Source organism: Streptomyces telluris, from assembly GCF_024519335.1.
GTDB lineage: Bacteria > Actinomycetota > Actinomycetes > Streptomycetales > Streptomycetaceae > Streptomyces > Streptomyces telluris.
Map to the genome: position 1 here is coordinate 155540 of NZ_JANIID010000006.1, position 20207 is coordinate 175746.

The 20207-nt window shown below is 73.0% G+C and carries 15 protein-coding genes; 6 read left to right on the top strand and 9 right to left on the bottom strand.

Annotation, left to right across the window (positions count from 1 at the left end; all coding sequences use genetic code 11):
* Positions 1–27: 27 nt before the first annotated feature.
* Entirely contained in the window at positions 28–1269 is a 1242-nt protein-coding gene (locus NQU55_RS09355; RefSeq protein WP_168092179.1) for a sensor histidine kinase, read from the top strand.
* The gene (locus tag NQU55_RS09360; RefSeq protein ID WP_168092180.1) at positions 1257–1901 is read left to right on the top strand and encodes a response regulator transcription factor; all 645 of its coding nucleotides are present in this window, start codon (positions 1257–1259) and stop codon (positions 1899–1901) included. The genes NQU55_RS09355 and NQU55_RS09360 overlap by 13 nt, the downstream gene beginning before the upstream one ends.
* 37 nt (positions 1902–1938) lie before the next feature.
* Here NQU55_RS09360 and NQU55_RS09365 read toward each other — a convergent pair whose 3' ends face one another.
* From NQU55_RS09365 to NQU55_RS09375, 3 genes are all read right to left on the bottom strand, one after another.
* Entirely contained in the window at positions 1939–2520 is a 582-nt protein-coding gene (locus tag NQU55_RS09365) for a TetR/AcrR family transcriptional regulator (RefSeq protein ID WP_168092181.1), read from the bottom strand.
* Positions 2521–2878: 358 nt separating this feature from the next.
* The gene (locus tag NQU55_RS09370) at positions 2879–3883 is read right to left on the bottom strand and encodes an aldo/keto reductase (RefSeq protein WP_168092182.1); all 1005 of its coding nucleotides are present in this window, start codon (positions 3881–3883) and stop codon (positions 2879–2881) included.
* 115 nt (positions 3884–3998) lie between these two features.
* Positions 3999–5456 (bottom strand): MFS transporter, encoded by a 1458-nt coding sequence (locus NQU55_RS09375; RefSeq protein ID WP_256790290.1) that lies wholly within the window; start codon positions 5454–5456, stop codon positions 3999–4001.
* A 116-nt stretch (positions 5457–5572) separates the two neighbouring features.
* Here NQU55_RS09375 and NQU55_RS09380 point away from each other — a divergent pair, with 116 nt between their 5' ends.
* Positions 5573–6481 carry a helix-turn-helix transcriptional regulator gene (locus NQU55_RS09380; RefSeq protein ID WP_168095032.1) on the top strand — a complete coding sequence of 303 codons (909 nt, stop codon included), beginning with the start codon at positions 5573–5575 and terminating at the stop codon, positions 6479–6481.
* A 606-nt stretch (positions 6482–7087) separates the two neighbouring features.
* On the opposite strand, the gene NQU55_RS09385 is transcribed toward NQU55_RS09380, so the two are convergent.
* Entirely contained in the window at positions 7088–7537 is a 450-nt protein-coding gene (locus NQU55_RS09385) for a MarR family winged helix-turn-helix transcriptional regulator (RefSeq protein ID WP_168095033.1), read from the bottom strand.
* A complete protein-coding gene (locus NQU55_RS09390; RefSeq protein WP_168095034.1) occupies positions 7534–8952 on the bottom strand; it encodes an MFS transporter in 1419 nt (472 codons plus the stop codon). Before NQU55_RS09390 ends, NQU55_RS09385 begins: the two co-directional genes overlap by 4 nt.
* Before the next feature lie 101 nt (positions 8953–9053).
* Between NQU55_RS09390 and dusB the strand changes: the two genes are divergently transcribed.
* The 3 genes from dusB to NQU55_RS09405 all read left to right on the top strand — a co-directional run bounded on the left by dusB (position 9054) and on the right by NQU55_RS09405 (position 15037).
* Positions 9054–10196 (top strand): tRNA dihydrouridine synthase DusB, encoded by a 1143-nt coding sequence (gene dusB / locus NQU55_RS09395; protein ID WP_168095035.1) that lies wholly within the window; start codon positions 9054–9056, stop codon positions 10194–10196.
* Positions 10197–10576: 380 nt separating this feature from the next.
* Positions 10577–13294, top strand: coding sequence for a pyruvate, phosphate dikinase (ppdK, locus tag NQU55_RS09400; RefSeq protein ID WP_256790234.1), 2718 nt, complete (start codon positions 10577–10579; stop codon positions 13292–13294).
* Between the two features lie 690 nt (positions 13295–13984).
* Positions 13985–15037, top strand: a complete 1053-nt coding sequence (locus NQU55_RS09405; protein ID WP_168096588.1) for an ArsR/SmtB family transcription factor — start codon at positions 13985–13987, stop codon at positions 15035–15037.
* A 40-nt stretch (positions 15038–15077) separates the two neighbouring features.
* On the opposite strand, the gene NQU55_RS09410 is transcribed toward NQU55_RS09405, so the two are convergent.
* The 4 genes from NQU55_RS09410 to NQU55_RS09425 all read right to left on the bottom strand — a co-directional run bounded on the left by NQU55_RS09410 (position 15078) and on the right by NQU55_RS09425 (position 20077).
* Positions 15078–15923: a carbohydrate ABC transporter permease gene (locus NQU55_RS09410; RefSeq protein WP_256790235.1), complete on the bottom strand. Its 846-nt coding sequence runs from the start codon at positions 15921–15923 to the stop codon at positions 15078–15080.
* Positions 15923–16843 (bottom strand): carbohydrate ABC transporter permease, encoded by a 921-nt coding sequence (locus NQU55_RS09415; RefSeq protein WP_168096885.1) that lies wholly within the window; start codon positions 16841–16843, stop codon positions 15923–15925. The genes NQU55_RS09410 and NQU55_RS09415 overlap by 1 nt, the downstream gene beginning before the upstream one ends.
* Position 16844: 1 nt before the next feature.
* Positions 16845–18092 (bottom strand): ABC transporter substrate-binding protein, encoded by a 1248-nt coding sequence (locus NQU55_RS09420; protein WP_256790236.1) that lies wholly within the window; start codon positions 18090–18092, stop codon positions 16845–16847.
* Between the two features lie 95 nt (positions 18093–18187).
* Positions 18188–20077, bottom strand: a complete 1890-nt coding sequence (locus NQU55_RS09425) for an APC family permease (protein ID WP_168096065.1) — start codon at positions 20075–20077, stop codon at positions 18188–18190.
* Between the last annotated feature and the right edge of the window lie 130 nt (positions 20078–20207).

Sequence of the window (20207 nt, forward strand, 5' to 3'; positions counted from 1 at the left end):
CTGACCTGCGCGTCTACCGTTTGCGGCATGCGACTCCTCGTCCTTGCGCGCCCCCTGCTCCGCCCCTTCGACGGCGTCGGCCGTTCCGTCGCGTGCCTCGCCGCCGGCGTGCTCGTCCAGCTCGCCGCGCTGCTCGTGGTGGCCCTCCCGTGGCTGCCCGGCGGGCCCGACGAGGTGCTGAGCGTGCTGGCGGCGGTGGCCGTGCCCCTCGCCCTGCTCGCGGCGGCGGCGCCCGTGCTGAGCGCCGTGCAGCGGGCGCGCTTCCGCAACCGGCTCGGGGTGGAGATAGCGGCACCGGCGCCGCCCGGGGGCCTGATGCGCCGGCTGCGCTCGGAATCCACCTGGCGTCAGGTGCGCTACCACCTGGTGGTGGCGCCGCTGCTCTCGCTCGGCGGAGCGGTCACGCTGCTGCTGTGGGCGGCGGCCGGCGTCGCGGCGACGGTCTACGTCTGGATCTGGGTGCTGCCGCCCGGGGTGCGCCTCGCGAACACCGGGTACACCACGCAGGCCGCGTACGTCACCGTCGCCGGCATCGCCGGGCTGTACACGGCCGCGTGGCTGTCCGGCGTGCTCGCCCGCACCGACGCCCGCGCCGCCGCGCGCCGCCTCGGCCCCAGCCGCGCCGAAGTGCTGGAGCAGCGCGTCGAGGAGGTCGCCGCGAGCCGCGCCGGCGTCGTGGACGCCGCGGACGCCGAGCGCCGCCGCATCGAACGCGACCTGCACGACGGGGCCCAGCAGCGGCTCGTGTCCATGGCGGTCAACCTCGGGCTGGCCAAGGTGACGCTCAAGGACCTGCCCGACGAGGCCCGCCAGGTCATCGACGAGGCGCACCGCGAGGCCAAGGAGGCCATCGCCGAGCTCGGCAACCTCGTGCGCGGCCTGCACCCGGCCGTGCTGGAGGACCGCGGCCTCGACGCCGCCCTGTCCGGCATCGCCGAGCGGACGCCCCTGCCCGTGGGGCTGACGGTCGACCTCGCCGACCGGCCCGCCCCCACCGTCGAGGCCGTCGCCTACTTCGTGGTCTCCGAAGCGCTCGCCAACGTCGTCAAGCACGCGCGGGCGACCCGGGCCGACGTCCGCGTCGAACGGCGAGGGGGGATACTTCTCGTCGTCGTCACCGACGACGGCGTGGGCGGGGCCGACCCTACGGGCGGCAGCGGGCTGGCCGGACTGGCCAAGCGGGTGGCGTCGGTCGACGGCAAGTTCTCGATCAGCAGCCCCGTGGGGGGCCCGACCGTTGTGACTGTGGAGCTGCCGTGCGCGCCGTGATCGCCGAGGATTCCGTCCTGCTCCGGATCGGCCTGGTGAAGGTCCTGGAGGCGGCCGGGTTCGACGTGGTCGCGGAGACCGGCGACGCGGAGGCGCTGCTGGCGGCGATGGAGGAGCACCGGCCCGGCCTCGCCGTCCTCGACGTGCGCATGCCTCCCGGCTTCACCGACGAGGGCGTGCGCGCCGCGCTCGTCATCCGCAAGCAGTGGCCCGGCACGGCCGTGCTGCTGCTCTCCCAGTACGTGGAGGAGCGCTACGCCGCCGACCTGCTGTCCGGGGACACGCGCGGCGTCGGCTACCTGCTCAAGGAACGGGTCGCCGACGTGGAGGAGTTCATCGACGCCCTGCGGCGCGTCGCGGCCGGCGGCACCGCGCTCGACCCGCAGGTCGTCTCGCAGCTGCTGCTGCGCCGGCACAGCGATCCGCTGGACCGGCTCACGCCGCGCGAGCGGGACGTGCTGGAGCTGATGGCGTCCGGGCGGTCGAACGCGGGGATCGCGGAGGGGCTGGTCGTGAGCGAGAGCGCCGTCGCCAAGCACATCAACTCGATCCTGGCGAAGCTGGACCTGCCGAAGGCGGACGCGGACCACCGGCGGGTGCTGGCGGTCCTGCGGTTCCTCGGCGTGGGCTGACGGGGCGTGGGGCGGCAGGGCGCGGGCTGACGGCTTCTCAGCCCTGCAGGCCGCGCAGCAGCAGGTCGCAGACGGCGTCGAACGCGGCGTCGATGCCCGGGAGGGACCAGTCCGCGGCGTACGCCGGGTCGTGGAAGCGGTTCGTCGCGTCCCAGAGGGCGCGGGCCGTGGCCGCGGGGTCGGTCCCGGCGAACTCGCCGCTGCGGACGCCGCTCTCCACGATGCGGGCCAGCTGCCCGATCATCGTCTCGATGTGCCGGTCGACCGTGGCGCTGTTCTCGCCGACGAGGACCATGTACGTGGCGAACAGCTCGGGGTCGTCCCCCGCCTTGCGCCGCTTCGCGGCGAACAGCGCGGCGAGCCAGGAGCGCAGCCGCGGGCCCGCGGGGCCGTCCGCGTCGGCGACGGCCGACAGCTCCGCGTGGGAGAGGTCGAGCCAGCGCTGCGTCACCGCCTCCCGCAGGGCGGCCTTGCTGCCGAAGTGCCGGTAGACGCTGCCGTGGCTGACGCCCAGCGCACGTGCGACGTCGACCACGGTGGCCTTGGCGGGCCCGAAGCGGCGCAAAACGTCCTCGGTGGCTTCGAGAATGCGCTCGGGAGTCAGCGGCGCGGGCGTCATACGGGCTCGTACCTTTCGGCTGGGGGCGGGCGGTTCCGGTGATACGCCCAGATGGACGGTACCTGTCCGGCGGGGGCCGCGTTCATCCGGCGGAGCCGGGCGGATCCTTCCGCCGCCGCGGTGAGCAACCACTGTGGTGGAGTCCGGCGGTGCCGTTCCGGGCCCGGGGCCGGGTCGCTCGGCACCGCCGGGCCCGCCGGTGGGGGTTGCGCGCCGTCGCGGCGGGATCTTCCGCCGGGGCGGACGAGTCGAGAGGCCGTGCCTCTCGTTCCGCCGCGACGGCGTTCGGCCACGACGGCGTGGTCCGGCGGTGCCGGAGCCACCCCCGCCCGGAGACCGGGCGAGCCGCCCGCAGGGCTCACCGTTCGCTGTCGAGGTGGGCCATCTGGGACTCCGGGTAGCGCGCGCCGGCCGCCGCGCCGGCGGGGACGGCCGCCTCGATGGCGGCGAGGTCGCCGGCGTCCAGGGTCAGGTCGAGCGCGCCGAGCGCCTCCGTGAGGCGGTCGCGGCGGCGGGCGCCGACGAGGGGGACGATGTCCTCGCCCTGGGCGAGGACCCAGGCGATGGCGGTCTGCGCGACGCTCGCGCCCTTGCTGTCGGCGACCTTGCGCAGGGCGTCGACCAGGTCGAGGTTGCGCTGCAGGTTCTCGCCCTGGAAGCGCGGGCTCATGCCGCGGAAGTCACCCGCGCCGAGCTGCCGGTCCCGGCCGAAGTGGCCGCTGATGAGGCCGCGCGAGAGCACGCCGTACGCGGTGACGCCGATGCCCAGCTCGCGGGCGGTGGGCAGGATCTCCTCCTCGATGCCGCGGGAGATCAGCGAGTACTCGATCTGCAGGTCGGAGATGGGCGCCACGGCCGCGGCCCGGCGCAGGGTGCCGGCGCCCACCTCGGAGAGGCCGATGTGGCGCACGTGGCCGGCTTCGACGAGCTCGGCGATGGCGCCGACCGTCTCCTCGATCGGCACGTCGGGGTCGACGCGGGCGATGCGGTAGACGTCGATGTGGCCGGTGCCCAGGCGCTGCAGGGAGTAGGCGGCGAAGTTCTTCACCGCGGCGGGGCGGCCGTCGTAGCCGGACCAGCCGCCGTCCGGGTCGCGCAGGGCGCCGAACTTGACGCTGGTGAGCGCCTTGGCGCGGTGGGCCTCGCTCGTGGTGCGCAGGGCTTCGCCGATGAGCAGTTCGTTGTGGCCCATGCCGTAGAAGTCGCCGGTGTCGATCAGGGTGACGCCCGCGTCGAGGGCGGCGTGGATCGTGGCGATCGACTCGGCCCGGTCGGCTTCGCCGTAGAGGGCGGACATGCCCATCGCGCCGAGGCCGAGGGCGGAGACCTGGGGGCCGGTGGTGCCGAGGGTGCGGTGCTGCACGGGAGCTCCTTCGGAGGGGAGGCGGGCAGAAAGGGGCAATCTGCCCAGAAGGGGGTAAGCCGGATTGCGGGCTCCTTTGAAGAGTGACACATGGGCTGACAGATTTCAATATCTGTCAGTCATTCGCGCGCGGCAGCCGCAACGTCAGCAGCACCGTCGCCACCACCGTCACCAGCTGCACCCCCAGCGTCACCGCGAGCGCATCCCGCATCCCCACCGCGTCCGACAGCGACAGGAACAGCGACCCGAGCGTGGCCACGCCCAGCGCCATGAACGACTGCTGCGTCGTGACCATGACCCCGCTGCCCACGCCCGCCTGCGCCACCGGCACCTCGCTCAGCACCGTCCGCAGCGTCAGCGGCAGCAGCAGCCCCTGGCCCAGCCCCTGGACGGCCAGCGCCACGCACGGGCCCCACAGGTCCGCCGCCTCCCAGCCCCGGTGGAAGGCCGCCGCCACCGCGAGCAGCCCGGCCCCCTGCACCAGCGCCCCGGCCGTCACGGCCCGCCGCCCGTACCGGCCGAACAGCCGCGGCCCGGCCAGCGAGCCGGCGAAGAACGTCACACACATCGGCAGCAGCGACAGCCCCGCCGCCAGCGGGCCCAGCCGCAGCCCCTCCTGCAGCACCACCGCCAGGACGAACATGAAGCCGCCCCAGCCGAGCGAGAACGGCACCAGCACCGCCAGCCCCGTACGCACCGAGCGCACCCGCAGCAGCGACGGCGGCACCAGCGGAGCCCGCCCCTCCCCGCCGGACCGCTCCAGGCGCCGCTCCGTCACGGCGAACGCCACCGCCGCGAACGGGAAGACCGCCAGCAGCACCCACGACCACACCGGCCAGCCCGTCGCCCGGCCCTCCGTCAGCGGCACCAGCAGGGAGACCAGCGACAGCGACAGCAGCACCGTGCCCAGGCCGTCCACCCGCGTCGGGCGCGCCGAGCGGGTCTCGGGCACCGCGCGGCCCGCCAGCAGCAGGGCGACCGCCGCGACCGGAGCGTTCACCAGGAAGATCGACCGCCAGCCGCTGCCCGCGACGTCCGCGGCGACCAGCACCCCGCCCAGCACCTGGCCGACCGAGGCGGCGACCCCGGCCGTACCGCTGTAGAAGCTGAGCGCCCGGGCCCGGGCCGCCCCGCTCGTCGTGGCCTGGATCGTCGCCAGCACCTGCGGCAGCATCAGCGCGGACGCCGCGCCCTGCGCGATCCGCGCGACCACCAGCTCCCAGGCGCCCGGCGCCAGGCCGCACGCCACCGACGTCACCCCGAACGCGGCCGTGCCCCACAGGAACAGCCGGCGCCGCCCCACCGTGTCGCCCAGCCGCCCGCCGAGCACCAGCAGCACGGCGTAGGCGACCCCGTAGCCGCCGACCACCATCTCCAGGAGCGCCGGGCCCGCGTGCAGGTCGTGGTCGATGGCGGGCAGGGCGACGTTGACGATGAAGAAGTCGACCATGGGCAGCGCCGCGCCGACCAGCACGGTGAACAGGCCCAAGGGGGTCAGGACGGGATGCGGGGCGGGGCGCGCGGCGGGGCGCGGGACGGGGGCGGCAACGGCCGCTTCGGCGGGGGAGGTCATCCGGGTATCGCTCACCGTCCCGACGATGCCCGCCCGTTCAGCCCGGTACCAGAGCCTTCTTATCCTGGTACCCGTACTACCTGGAACGGGCCGCCGGCCTCGCGCACGCTGGAGACATGACCACGATGCTGCAGGAGCCCCGGCCCGTCGACGCACCCGCGCCCGCGCCCGCTTCCCCGCCTCCGCCCACCGCCGACGACGTGCGCCGCGGGGAGCTCGCCGCCTTCCTGCGCAGCCGCCGCGAGCGCGTCTCCCCCGAACAGGCCGGGCTGCCGCGCGGGCCCCGGCGGCGCACGCCCGGGCTGCGCCGGGAGGAGGTCGCCCACCTCGCCGCCGTCGGCGTCACCTGGTACACGTGGCTGGAACAGGCCCGCGACATCAAGGTCTCGCCGCAGGTCCTCGACGCCGTCGCCCGCGCCCTCCGGCTCGACCGCAGCGAGCGCAGCCACCTCTTCGCCCTCGCCAACGCGGTCGACCCGCTGCCGGAGACCGACTGCCCCGGGGTCTCCGCGGACCTGCGGATGATGCTGGACCGGCTGGAGCCGTTCCCCGCCTGCATCCAGAACTCGCGCTACGACATCCTCGCCTACAACCGCACCTACAGCGCCCTCATGTGCGACCTCGACAAGCTGCCGCACGAGGAGCGCAACTGCATGTGGCTGGCCTTCACCAACGCCGAGGTGCGGGCCACGTTCGTCGACCGGGAGGAGACGATCCGGGCCATGGCGGCGAAGTTCCGCGCGGCCATGGCCGAGCACCTCGCCGATCCGGCGTGGAAGCACCTGCTGGCGAAGCTGCTGCGGGCGTCACCGGAGTTCCGGGCGCTGTGGGCCCGCCACGAGGTCGCCCCCGTCACGGCCTACCGCGTCCGCACCCTGTGGCACGCCCGCACGGGCGAACTCCACCTGAACCACACCAGCCTCTGGACGGGCCCCCACCCGGGCGGCCGCCTCGTGACGTTCACTCCCGCGGACGCCACGACCCACGAACGCCTGACCGCCCTCACACGCGGCGGCACGCCCTGAGGCACGGGTACGGGGCGCACGGCCGCGGGCCGGGTCGGCCTTCGGCCCGGCGCGTACGGCTGGTTCGGCACCGCCGGAACGCGCCGTCGGGCACCTCGCCGTTGCGGCGGACCTTTTGCCGCTGCCGCGGCGAGTGACCCCCGCGGTGGAGCCCGGCGGTGCCGGGACGTCGCCGTCCGGTCCTGCCGTCACCGGCAGGGTTCTTTCCGCCGCGGTGGCGATCACTGCGGTGGTGTCCGGCGGCGCCGGGTCGGCCTTCGGCCCGGCGTGTGCGGCTGGTTCGGCACCGCCGGGAAGCGTCGTCGGGCGTCTCGCCGTCGCGGCGGACATTTTGTCGCTGCCGCGGCAGCGATCCCCGTGGCCGGGGTGCGGGGGCGCCGTCGTCCGGGTCCTGCCGGCACGGGCAGGGTTCTTTCCGCCGCGGCGGTGGTCAACCACTGTGGCGGTGTCCGGCGGTGCCGGGTCGGCCTTCGGCCCGGTGTGTGCGGCTGGTTCGGCACCGCCGGAACGCGTCGTCGGGGTTTCTCGCCGTTGCGGCGGATTCGGGTGCCGGCGGCTTTCCGTTCCGCCGCCGTGGTGTCCGGCAGTGCCTACTGGCCCTCGGCCTTACCCCGAAGCGTTCCGTTCCGGGGTTCCCGTCAGGCGGGCCGTGATGCGGGCCAGGGCCGCGAGGTCTTCCGGGGGGAGGGCCAGGAGGGCCGGGGGCGGGGTGCCCAGGATGGCTTCGGCCCGGGCCGCCGCCTCGTGGCCCGCCGGAGTGGCCGAGACGATCTTCGAGCGGCGGTCGGCCGGGTTCGCGGTGCGTTCCACCAGGCCGCGCCCGGCGAGGTCGTCCACCACGAGCGTGGTGTAGGGCCGGTCGGTGAGCAGCTGTTCGGCCAGTTCGCGGAGCGTGAGCGGGCCCCGGGCGATGCGCCGCAGGGCCTTGATGCGGAAGAAGCTCATGCCGAGCGCCTCGACGACCTCCTTGCGGCGCTCGTTGCCGCCGAGGACGATCTCCCGCAGTTGCCCCCAGGCGCGCTGCGCGGTCTCGTCGTGTGTGTCGTGCGCGGTCATGGTGTCGTCACCGGGATCCTGTTCCGCTCGGCGTGGGGGTCGGGGCGGGCCGCGGCGCGCTCGGCGGTCCGGGCGGCCCAGCGGCCGGTGGTGATCGTACCGACCAGGAGGACGGCCGCACCGCAGCCGGAGACGATCCACCAGCCGGTCTCCTGCAGCCCCGCGGCGACGGCCGCGCCGATCACGGCGACGCCGAGCGAGCTGCCGACCTGCCGGCTGGTGGAGGCGACGGCGGCGGCGACCCCGGCCCGGGCGCGCGGCAGGCCGGAGACGGCGGTGTTGGTGATGGGCGCGTTGACCAGGCCGAAGCCGATGCCGAAGAGGACGTAGGCGGTGAGGAGCAGGGCGTCGGAGGAGCCCGCGTCGAAGGCGGCGAAGAGCAGGCCGCTCGCCGTCATGGCCACTCCGGCGAGCAGCAGCGGCAGCCGCGGCCCGCGGGTCCCGACCAGCCGGCCGGACAGCGGTGCGAAGACCAGGCACATGACGGCCATGGGCAGCATGTAGAGGCCGGCGCCGAGGGCGGAGAGGCCGCGCTCGTTCTGCAGGTGCAGGGTGTTGAGGAAGAGGAAGCCGCCGAGCGCGGCGAAGGCGGACACCGCGGTGACGGTGGCGCCGCTGAAGGGCGCGCTGCGGAAGAGCCGCGGTTCGATCAGGGGTTCCGCGCGGCGCCGCTCGTAGGGGACGAGCACGGCCAGGGAGGCGGCGGCGACGGCGAAGCAGCCGAGGATGAGGGGCGAGCCCCACCCCGCGGCGGCGCCCTCGATGATCCCGTACGTGAGCGAGCCGAGCAGCGCGATCACCAGCAGCTGGCCGACGGGGTCGGCCCGGCGGGCGGTGGCGGCGCGGGACTCGGGCACGTACCGCGCGGTCATGGCGAGCGCGGCGAGCCCGACCGGCAGGTTGATCCAGAAGATGGCCCGCCAGCCGGTCGTCTCGACGAGCGCGCCGCCGATGATCGGCCCGGCGGCCATGCTGATGCCGACGACGCCGCCCCACACGCCTATGGCGCGGGCCCGCTCCCGGGGGTCGGTGAACGTGTTGGTGATGATCGACATGGCGACGGGGTTGAGCATGGAGCCGCCCACGGCCTGCACCATGCGGAAGACGATCAGCCAGCCGAGCCCGGGCGCCAGGCTGCACAGCACGGAGCCGGCGGTGAAGAGGACCAGCCCGGCCTGGAAGACGCGCCTGCGGCCGAGCCGGTCGGCGGTCGAGCCGGCGAGCATCAGCAGCGAGGCGAGGACGAGGGTGTAGGCGTCGATCGTCCACTGCAGCCCGGAGACGGAGGCGTCGAGCTCCCGCTGCATGGAGGGCAGCGCCACGTTGAGGATCGTGTTGTCGAGGCTCACCATCAGCAGGCTCGTACAGCAGATGGCGAGGACCAGAAGCCGGCGGCGCCGGGAGAGCTCAGGCACGGGGACCCCCTGGGGAGCGGGCGCACAACAGATAGTTGTACATCTCCAATGATTTTAAGAGTACAACTAAACTCCCGGCCGCGGTACGCGACAATGGGCCCATGACGAATGACGCCGCCACGCCGCTCCAGATCGGCCCGCACACCGTGTGGCCGCCGGTGGTCCTCGCCCCCATGGCGGGCATCACCAACGCGCCCTTCCGCACGCTGTGCCGCGAGTTCTCCGGCGGCAAGGGGCTGTTCGTCAGCGAGATGATCACCACCCGCGCCCTGGTCGAGCGCGACGCCAAGACCATGCGGCTGATCCACTTCGACGGCACCGAGAAGCCCCGCTCGATCCAGCTCTACGGCGTCGACCCGGTCACCGTCGGCAAGGCCGTCCGCATGATCGTGGACGAGGACCTGGCCGACCACATCGACCTCAACTTCGGCTGCCCGGTCCCCAAGGTCACCCGCAAGGGCGGCGGCTCGGCCCTGCCCTACAAGCGCAACCTGCTGCGCTCGATCCTGCGCGAGGCCGTCGGCAACGCCGGCAGCCTCCCGGTGACGATCAAGATGCGCAAGGGCATCGACGACGACCACATCACCTTCCTCGACGCCGGCCGGATCGCCGTCGAGGAGGGCGTCACCGCCGTCGCCCTGCACGGCCGCACGGCCGCCCAGCACTACGGCGGCACCGCCGACTGGGAGGCCATAGCCCGCCTGAAGGAGGCCGTGCCGGAGATCCCCGTGCTCGGCAACGGCGACATCTGGTCGGCGGACGACGCCGTGCGGATGATGCGCGAGACCGGTTGCGACGGCGTCGTCGTCGGCCGCGGCTGCCTCGGGCGCCCGTGGCTCTTCGGCGACCTGGTCACGGCCTTCGAGGGCGGCGGCGCCTTCACCGCGCCCACCCTGCGCGAGGTGGCCCGCGTGATGCTGCGCCACGCGACGCTCCTCGGCGAGTGGCTGGAGAGCGAGGAGCGCGGCGTCATCGACTTCCGCAAGCACGTGGCCTGGTACACCAAGGGCTTCTCCATCGGCTCGGACATGCGCAAGAAGCTGGCGATCACCTCGTCCCTGGACGAGCTGGACGCTCATCTGAGCGAGCTGGATCTGGACCAGCCCTGGCCGGTCGGCGCCGACGGCCCCCGCGGCCGCACGTCCGGCCGTAACCGCGTGGTGCTCCCGGACGGCTGGCTGGACGACCCGTACGACTGCGCGGCCGTCAGCGCGGACGCCGAACTCGACACATCCGGCGGCTGAGGAGGCGTGATTCTCGCCACCCCTGATCAGGGTCCCGCTCAGATGAGCGTCTGATGTAGGGGTGCATCTCTTGAGGGGTGGCACTGCGTGCCACCCCTCTTGCTTTCATAAGTCGACGGCCCACCTCGCCGTTTATCGACCCTCCGTGATCTGTCGACTTCTTTTTGTCATTCTGTCTTCAGAAGTCGAACGATCGGCTCTCGGGCCCTTTACCGGGGCGTGACTTTCGATCTGCTGGCTGACAGGCGGTTACGCCCATATGGCCGGGGGGTGGACCTCCTCATAAGCCTTCGATCTGGGTACGCTCCCCGCCGTCAGCACGTTTGAGCACGCCTTCCCCCAACTGTGTACGGGGGGACCCCAGTGAGGAGTCGAGTCCCGTGCCGGAAACCACCAGTCAGCAGAAGTTCGTCTACGACTTCACCGAGGGCAACAAGGACCTGAAGGACCTGCTCGGCGGGAAGGGCGCCAACCTCGCCGAGATGACCAACCTCGGCCTGCCCGTACCCCCCGGCTTCACCATCACCACCGAAGCCTGCAAGGTCTACCTCGAGAGCGGCACCGAGCCCGTCGCCCTGCGCGACGAGGTCTCCGCCCACCTCGACGCCCTCGAGAAGCAGATGGGCAAGAAGCTGGGGCAGGCGGACGACCCGCTGCTGGTCTCGGTCCGTTCGGGCGCCAAGTTCTCCATGCCCGGCATGATGGACACCGTCCTCAACATCGGGCTCTCCGACGCCTCCGTGGCCGGGCTCGCCGCCCAGGCCGGGAGCGAGCGCTTCGCGTGGGACTCCTACCGCCGCCTCATCCAGATGTTCGGCAAGACCGTCCTCGGCGTCGACGGCGAACTCTTCGAGGAGGCCCTGGAGGAGGCCAAGCGCGCCAAGGGCGTCACCACCGACGTCGAGCTCGACGCCGCCGACCTGAAGCGCCTGGTCGAGGAGTTCAAGGGCATCGTCGCCAAGGAGACCGGCCGGGACTTCCCGCAGGAGCCGCGCGAGCAGATGGACCTCGCCGTCCGGGCGGTCTTCGACTCGTGGAACGGCGACCGCGCCAAGCTCTACCGCCGCCAGGAGCGCATCCCCGGCGACCTCGGCACCGCCGTCAACGTCTGCTCCATGGTCTTCGGCAACCTCGGCCCCGACTCCGGCACCGGCGTCGCCTTCACCCGCGACCCCGCCAGCGGCCACCAGGGCGTCTACGGCGACTACCTGCAGAACGCCCAGGGCGAGGACGTCGTCGCGGGCATCCGCAACACCGTGCCGCTCGCCGACCTGGAGCGCATCGACAAGGCGTCCTACGACCAGCTGATGCAGATCATGGAGACGCTCGAGACGCACTACAAGGACCTGTGCGACATCGAGTTCACCATCGAGCGCGGCAAGCTGTGGATGCTGCAGACCCGCGTCGGCAAGCGCACCGCGGGCGCGGCCTTCCGCATCGCCACGCAGCTGGTGGACCAGGGCCTGATCGACGAGGCCGAGGCGCTGCAGCGCGTCACCGGCGGGCAGCTGGCGCAGCTGATGTTCCCCCGGTTCGACGACAAGGCGAAAACCGAGCTCCTGGGCCGCGGCATCGCCGCCTCGCCCGGCGCCGCCGTCGGCAAGGCCGTCTTCGACTCCTACACCGCCGTGAAGTGGTCGCGCTCGGGCGAGAAGGTCATCCTCATCCGCCGCGAGACCAACCCCGACGACCTCGACGGCATGATCGCCTCCGAGGGCATCCTCACCTCGCGCGGCGGCAAGACCTCGCACGCGGCCGTCGTCGCCCGCGGCATGGGCAAGACCTGTGTCTGCGGCGCCGAGGAGCTGGAGGTCGACACCAAGCGCCGGCGCATGACCGCCCCCGGCGGGGTCGTCATCGAGGAGGGCGAGGTCGTCTCCATCGACGGCTCGACCGGCAAGGTCTACCTCGGCGAGGTGCCCGTCGTCCCCTCCCCGGTCGTCGAGTACTTCGAGGGCCGCATGCAGGCCGACTCGGCCGACGCGGACGAGCTCGTCCAGGCCGTGCACCGGATGATGTCCTACGCGGACGGCGGCCGTCGTCTGCAGGTCCGGGCCAACGCCGACAACGCCGAGGACGCCGCCCGCGCCCGCCGCTTCGGCGCCCAGGGCATCGGACTGTGCCGCACCGAGCACATGTTCCTCGGCGAGCGCCGCGAGATGGTCGAGCGCCTGATCCTCGCCGACACCGAAGCCGAGCGGGACGAGGCCCTCGGGGCGCTGCTGCCGCTGCAGAAGGCCGACTTCGTCGAGCTCTTCGAGGCCATGGACGGGCTGCCGGTCACGGTCCGCCTGCTCGACCCGCCGCTGCACGAGTTCCTCCCCGACATCACCGAGCTGTCGGTGCGGGTCGCGCTCGCCGAGGCCCGCCGCGAGCCGCACGAGAACGAGCTGCGCCTGCTCCAGGCCGTGCACAAGCTCCACGAGCAGAACCCGATGCTCGGTCTGCGCGGCGTCCGCCTCGGCCTCGTCATCCCGGGCCTGTTCGCCATGCAGGTGCGGGCCATCGCCGAGGCCGCGGCCGAGCGCGCCACCGCCGGCGGCGACCCGCGCGCCGAGATCATGATCCCGCTGGTGGGCACCGTCCAGGAGCTGGAGATCGTCCGCGAGGAGGCCGAGCGGGTCATCGCCGAGGTCGAGCAGGCCACCGGCACCGACCTGGGGCTCACCCTCGGCACCATGATCGAGCTGCCGCGGGCCGCGCTCACGGCCGGCCAGATCGCCGAGGCCGCCGAGTTCTTCTCCTTCGGCACCAACGACCTGACCCAGACCGTGTGGGGCTTCTCCCGCGACGACGTCGAGGCGAGCTTCTTCACCGCGTACCTGGAGAAGGGCATCTTCGGCGTCAGCCCCTTCGAGACCATCGACAAGGACGGCGTCGGCTCGCTGGTGCGCGCTGCCGCCGAGGCCGGCCGGGCCACCCGCCCCGACCTCAAGCTCGGCGTCTGCGGCGAGCACGGCGGCGACCCCGAGTCGGTGCACTTCTTCCACGAGGTGGGCCTGGACTACGTCTCCTGCTCCCCCTTCCGCATCCCCGTGGCGCGCCTGGAGGCCGGCCGTGCCGCCGCGCTCGGCGCCGGGGGCTCCGACAGCCGCTGATGCGGCGGCCGCACCGGCCCGGCACGAACCGGGCCGGCGCGGCGGAGCCGTCGCCGGGGCGACCCCGACCCTCAACCCGGCGACGGCTCCCGATCCTGAAGGGGCGGCACCCGTGCGGGGGGCCGCCCCTTCGCCCTTGGGCGGCGGTTGCGTACGGTGGACGGGCGGCCCGGAGGACGGGCCGGGACTGACCGGTCGGTACGGACCAAGCCCCCTCGGCCGGAAGGGCGGTGGCGGAAAACCGCCCCTCACCCGGGGCCCATGGGGCGCGCGGCACGCCGGCAGTGTCTCCGGCACATGACGCAGGGGTTACCGGCAGGTGATCGTCCTGTGGTGGTCATGCGCCCGAGATGTGCCCGTCCTGTGGCTGACCTGTGGTCATGCCGGAGCCGGACAGGGCGAAGGGGCGGCGCCCGTGCGGGAGCGCCGCCCCTCTTTACTCCCCCACCGGGAGTTGTTGCCGCCCGCATCGGCTCGGGCGGCAACTCGCATACTCAGCGGCCGCTTTTTCGCTCGCCACCCCCCACGGGAACGAGCGGGGGCGGCCCCGAGTGCGTGAATAGCATTTCGCTTCCCCCACGTTCGCCGCGAGTCCTTTCAACTGTGGCCAAAAGGGCGTGGTAACAGCTCGTATCGGTGTGCATACTCAGTGAGCGGGGGGTGGTTGCGGATGTCTCATGTGGGGGTTTGGTGCTGCGCGTCCATTTCACTGGACTCGATCTGGCCCGGTTGCGCCTGGCCGGAGACCCGGACGCACTCTGGGAAACCGTATTGAGCCTCCACCGGCTCCGGGACAAACAAGGCGAGTCGATCTTCGGGGATTGGCGCTCGGAAACCCGGACCCGGTTGAATGGTGAAACTCGGCTTCTCGCTCCGCTGGTGCCTTCCCGCGGGTATTTTCCGGACTTCCTCACACCCCCCGAAGGGGTACTCGGACTCGACTCCGGCATGCAGGCCCTGCGCGAGACGCCGGGGGAGCGGGTGCACCGCGAGCTCGGCCGGCTCTCCACGGCCCGCACGCTCCCTGCTTGGATACGATCCATGGCCGAGGGCGACGATCGCGCCTTCGCCAAGCTCACCGGGGCGCTCCAGGCGTACCACGAGGCCGCGATAGCACCCTACTGGCAGCACATCCAGGCCCAGATCGAGGCCGACCGCGCCGTGCGGGGCCGGGCCCTGCTGGACGGCGGCGCCGACGCGCTGCTCTCCTCACTGCCGCCCATGATGCGCTGGCGCGCACCCGTCCTGGAGGCCGACTACCCCGTCGACCGCGACGTCCACCTCAACGGTCGGGGCCTGCTGCTCGTCCCCTCCTTCTTCTGCCGGCGCACGCCCGTCACCTACCAGGACCCCGACCTCACCCCGGTGCTCGTCTACCCCGCCCGGCACATGTCGGAGTCCGCGCCCGCCGTGCAGACCGCGCCGCGCTCCCTCGGCAAGCTCGTCGGGCACACCCGCTCGGCGGTGCTCGGCTCCATCGGCGGCGGCTGCACCACGAGCGAACTCGCCCGCCGCGTCGGGGTGTCCGCGGCCTCGGCCAGCCAGCACGCGGGCGTGCTCCGCGAGGCGGGCCTCGTCCTGACCCTGCGCAACGGCAGCGCCGTGATGCACACCCTGACCCCCCTGGGCGCGGCCCTCCTGCGCGGCGGCCACAGGACCACGCAGCTGGCGCCCAGGCCCTCTCAGTCGTCGATCCCCGAGCGTTCCACCCCCGCCACGATGCTGCAGTCTCCCGGGGGATGACCCCCGGACCCCCAGCCGGGGGCGGGGCGGGCTCGCCCTCTCAGTCGTCGATCCCCGAACGTTCCACCCCCGCGACGATGTAGCGCTGCAGCACCAGGAAGACGACCAGGAGCGGGAGTACCGATACCGCGGCTGCCGCGAAGAGTTCGTGGAGGTTGACGGATTGGGCCGTGGTGAACGTCGACAGGGCCACCTGGACCGTCCAGGCGTCGCGGTCCTGGCCGATCACCAGCGGCCACAGGAACGAGTTCCACGCCCCGATGAAGACGATCGTGCCGACCGCGGCGAACACCGGGCGGGAGTTGGGCACGACGACGAGCCAGTACGTGCGCCACGGGCCCAGGCCGTCCACCTGGGCCGCGTCCTCCAGTTCCCGCGGGAAGCCCAGGAAGTACTGGCGGAAGACGAAGCAGGCGAAGGCGCTGAAGAGCGTCGGCACGATCAGGCCGCGCAGGCTGGAGACCCAGCCCAGCGACGACACCAGCACGAACGACGGCACGAAGGTGACCGCCGCCGGCACCAGCAGCGTGCCCAGGACCGCGTAGAGGACGGCGTCGGCGTGCCGGTAGGGGATGCGGGCCAGGCCGTAGCCGGCGAGGGAGGCGAGGAGCAGCGTGCCGAGCGTGGTGGCCACGGCGATCAGCGAGGAGTTCAGCAGCGCGTGCGCCATCGGCACGTCCGGGTCGACGAACAGCTCCCGCACGTTCGACCAGTGCACCTCGGACGGGAAGAACGTCCACTCCGGCGAGGTGATGTCCTCCTCGGCGGCGAGCCCGTTGCGCACCAGCAGGTAGAAGGGGAGGAGGAAGAGCGCGGCCAGCACGATCAGCAGCATCAGCCGCAGCGCCCGCCCGGCCCGTACGAGGGCGTCGTCCGACCGCCTCATCACGCCTCCCTCCTGCCCAGGCCGAACCAGCGCACCTGCACCACCGACACCACCGCGATCACCAGCGCCAGGACGACGGCGCCCGCGCTGCCCAGCCCCAGGTTCTGCCCCTGCCCGAGCGCCGTGTAGTAGAGGTAGACCAGCGGCGGCCGGGCGTAGGGCGGGTAGCCGCGCGCGTCCGACAGCAGGTTGTAGAACTCGTCGAACGCCTGGAAGGCGTTGATGACCAGCAGCAGCACCACCGCGACGGACGTGGCCCGCAGCGCCGGGAAGGTGATGTGCCGGAAGGTCTGCCACCCCGGCCGCGCCCCGTCGACGGCCGCCGCCTCGTACAGCTGCGGCGGGATGCGCTGCAGCCCGGCGAGGAAGAGCACCATGTAGAAGCCGGCCTGCAGCCACAGCCGGACGGTGACCAGGACCAGCCAGTACCAGGGCGGGTCGGTGGTCGACAGCCACGCGACCTGCTCGGCGCCGAACCAGCCGAGGACGGTGTTGGCCAGTCCGAACCGCACCCCGTTGAAGACCGACATCTTCCACACCAGCGCCGCCACCACGTAGCTGCAGGCCGTCGGCAGGAAGAACACCGACCGGAAGAAGGCCTGCGCGGCGCGCAGCCGCCCCACCGCCAGCGCGAGCCCCAGCGACAGCAGGTACGTGGCCGGCACGATGAACGCCGTGAACAGCACGAAGGTGCCGAGCGAGGAGCGGAAGGCCGGATCGCCGAGCACCTCGCGGTAGTTGTCCAGGCCCGTGAAGTCGGTGGGGGAGACGGTGTTGTGCGCGTCGAAGAAGCTGAGCCGGACGCTCCAGGCCAGGGGCACGTAGGTGAAGAGGACGAGGCCGAGGACGAAGGGGCCGGTGAACGCCCAGAACCACAGGGCCTGACGCCGGCTGCGCCGCGCACCGCGGGTCGCCGCCACGTCAGGGCTTCTTCCCGGCGCGCCGCAGTTCGTCCGCCGTGCGCCGCACGACCGCCTTCAGCTCGCGCTCCGGATCGGCTCCTTCCTTGATGATCCGGCTGAGCGCGTCCTGGTAGGCGGTCCGCGCGGCGACCGTCCACAGCAGCGGCTGCGCGTAGCCGTGATCGTTGGTGAACCCTACGATCTCCGCCGCTGCGCCCTCCTTGAGCTTCGCCGCCTTCGCGGCCAGCGATCTGCGGGCGGGGATGTGGAAGCCGTAGGAGAGCGCGAAGTCCTCCTGGTGGTCGGTGCGGTCGACCCACAGCCACTTCACGTACGCCTCGGCTTCCTTCCGCCGCGCACTGCGGGCGCTGACCGCCGCGGCGTACGCGCCGACGGGCACGGCCGGCTTGCCCGCGGGCCCGTCGGCGGGAAAGGGCAGTACGCCGAAGTCGTCGCCGAGCGCCTTCTTCACCTGCGGCAGGGCCCACAGCCCGGACCACTGCATGGCGGTGAGGCCCTGGATCAGCGCCGCCGGGTCGGACCAGTCGGCGGGCGCGCCCAGCAGCAGGGACTTGGCGGCGTACAGCCGGTGCAGCTTGCCGAGGGTGCGGGCGGCTGCCGGGTCGTCGAAGCCGGGCCTGCCGTCGGCGGTGACCAGAGAGAGGCCCGCCGCGTACAGGGGCGTGCCGCCCAGGACGCCCGCGCCGCCGTCGTTGCCCAGGAAGAGGCCCTTGACCGGGCCGGAGGTGAGCCGCCCGGCGGCGTCGACGAGCTCGTCCAGGGTCCGCGGCGGGCGCACCCCGGCCTTCTCCAGCAGGCTGCGGCGGTAGTAGAGCAGCTGGGTGTCGACCGCCTGCGGGATGCCCCACACCCGCCCGTCCCACGTCTTGGGGGCGAGCACCACCGGGTGGAAGTCGTCCTTCACACCGTCCAGCAGGGCGGTGAGGTCGGTGACCTGCCCGCCGCGGATCTGGTCCAGCGTCGGGCCGTCGACCTCGAAGACGTCCGGCCCGGAGTCCGTCAGCAGGGCGGCGGCGGTCTGCTGGTCGTAGTTGCCGGGCCGCCACTCGATCCGCACGTCCGCCTTGCCGTACCCGGCGGCGTACCGTCCCACGGCCTGCCGGGTGCCGGCCTCTCCGTACTGGTGGTACCAGTGGGAGAGCCGGGGTCTGCCCGAGCCCTTGTCGCCCCGCCCGGTGTCGGACCCGCACCCGGTCAGTGCGAGCGCGGCACCCCCGGTCAAGAGCAGTCTGCGGCTGATCGGCATGTCGGTTCTCCCCCTCGCGGTCGGGACCGTACGGACCAACGATCAACGATGGGGGAGGATTACGACAGAGCGAATTACCGCCGCGTGCCGGCCTTTCAGGCCTTGCGCGGGGCCGGTTCCGCGCCGGTGCGGAAGCGGAGGCGGCAGATGACCGCGTCCGTGTCGCGGCGGACCGCGTGGGCGACGACGGCGCCGCGCTGGTTCTGCAGGAGCCGCTGCCACACGTGCGCGGGCTCGACCTCGGGGATGAGGACGGTGACGCGGTTGTCGGGGTGCCGGGCGGTGAGCTCGTGGACGTAGTCCACGATCGGGCGGCCCAGGGCGCGCGTGGGCGCGGGCAGTTCGACCAGGTCGACGCCGGGGTTCCACAGCTCCCAGTCGCGTCGCAGGGACTCGGCGGCCCGCGCCCCCTCCGCGTCGGGCTGGACGGCGGTCACCGCGACCACCTCGTCGCCCAGCGACACGGCGGCCGTCAGGGCCTTGCTGGTCAGCCGGGAGAGGGAGGAGACGGGCACGACGACCACGCTGTGGCAGCGGCGCGGCGCCTCGGGCACCCGGCCCAGCCCCAGCCGCTCGCCGATCCGCCCGTACGCGCGGTGGACGGTCTCGAAGACCAGCACGATCAGCGGCAGCGCCAGGACGATCAGCCAGGCGCCCTCCTCGAACTTCGTGGCCGTGACCACGACCGCCGAGACGCCCGTCAGCAGCGCGCCGAAGCCGTTGAGGAGGGCCTTGCCCGGCCAGCCGGCCGAGCGCTCCTGCCGCCAGTGCCGCACCATGCCCACCTGGCAGATGGTGAAGCCCACGAACACCCCGATCGCGAACAGCGGCACGAGGGTGTTGACGTCGCCGCCGGAGAAGACGAGCAGCAGCGCGGAGACCGCGGCCAGGGCCAGCACCCCGTGCCGGTGCACCTGGCGGTCGGCCTTGAGGCCGAAGACGTGCGGCAGGTAGTTGTCCCGGGCCAGCAGCGCCATCAGGACCGGCAGCCCGCCGAAGGAGGTGTTCGCGGCCAGCGCCAGCAGGACGACGGTGGCGAACTGCACGATGTAGAAGGCCCAGTTGTGGCCGAGCGAGGCGTCGGCGAGCTGGGCGAGGACGGTGACGCCCTCGGCCGGCTGCAGGTGGAAGCGGCCGATCAGCACCGACAGGCCGATCAGCATGACGCCCAGCAGGGCGCCGAGCGCGACCTCCGTGCGCTGGGCCCGCCGCTGCGCCGGGGCGCGGAAGGACGGCACGGCATTGGCCACGGCCTCCACGCCGGTCAGGGCGGAACAGCCCGCGGCGAAGGCCTTCAGGAGCAGCAGCGCGCCGACGGCCGTGGCGTTGCCGGTGAGGACGGAGGCGTGCCCGGCGGCGGCCTCGGTGCTCGCGGGCGCGTCCCGCAGCAGCCCGGCCACGATCATCGTCAGGATCGAGCCGACGAAGACGGCCGTCGGCACCATGAACCACTTCGCGGACTCCACGATGCCGCGCAGGTTCACCCCGGTCACCAGGGCCAGCACGGCCAGGCAGATCCACAGCCGGTCGCCGTAGAGGGAGGGGAAGGCGGAGGTCAGGGCGGCGACGCCGGCGGTGACCGACACCGCCACGTTCAGCACGTAGTCCAGCACCAGGGAGGCCGCGGTCACCAGGCCGGTGCGCCGGCCCAGGTGCCGCTTGGCGACCGCGTACGAGCCGCCGCCGTCCGGGAACGCCGCGATGACCTGCCGGTAGGAGGCGACGAGCACCGCCAGCAGGGCGGCGATCGCGAGCGTGACCGGGAGCGTGAACCCCAGCCCGTACGCGCCCGCCGCGGCCAGCACCAGGACGATCGACTCGGGGCCGTAGGCCACCGACGCCATCGCGTCCAGGGACAGGGCCGCGAGTCCCTGAGCGGCGGTCAGCCGGTGCCGGTCCTCGGCGGAAGGCCGTGCGGCGCCGGTATCGGGCGGCTCCTCGTCGGCCGCACCCGACCGCCGGTTCCCGTGGGCAAGCAGGGACATTCTGTTCGTACCTCCGTGAGTGGGACGCCCAGCGTGCAGCCGGTCCCGCGCGCCCGCGCACGGTCTTGGCGGCCTCTTGGCGCGTTCCGGAGGGATCTTCACGCGTTCTTGACGGGCCGGGCGGGGTTAC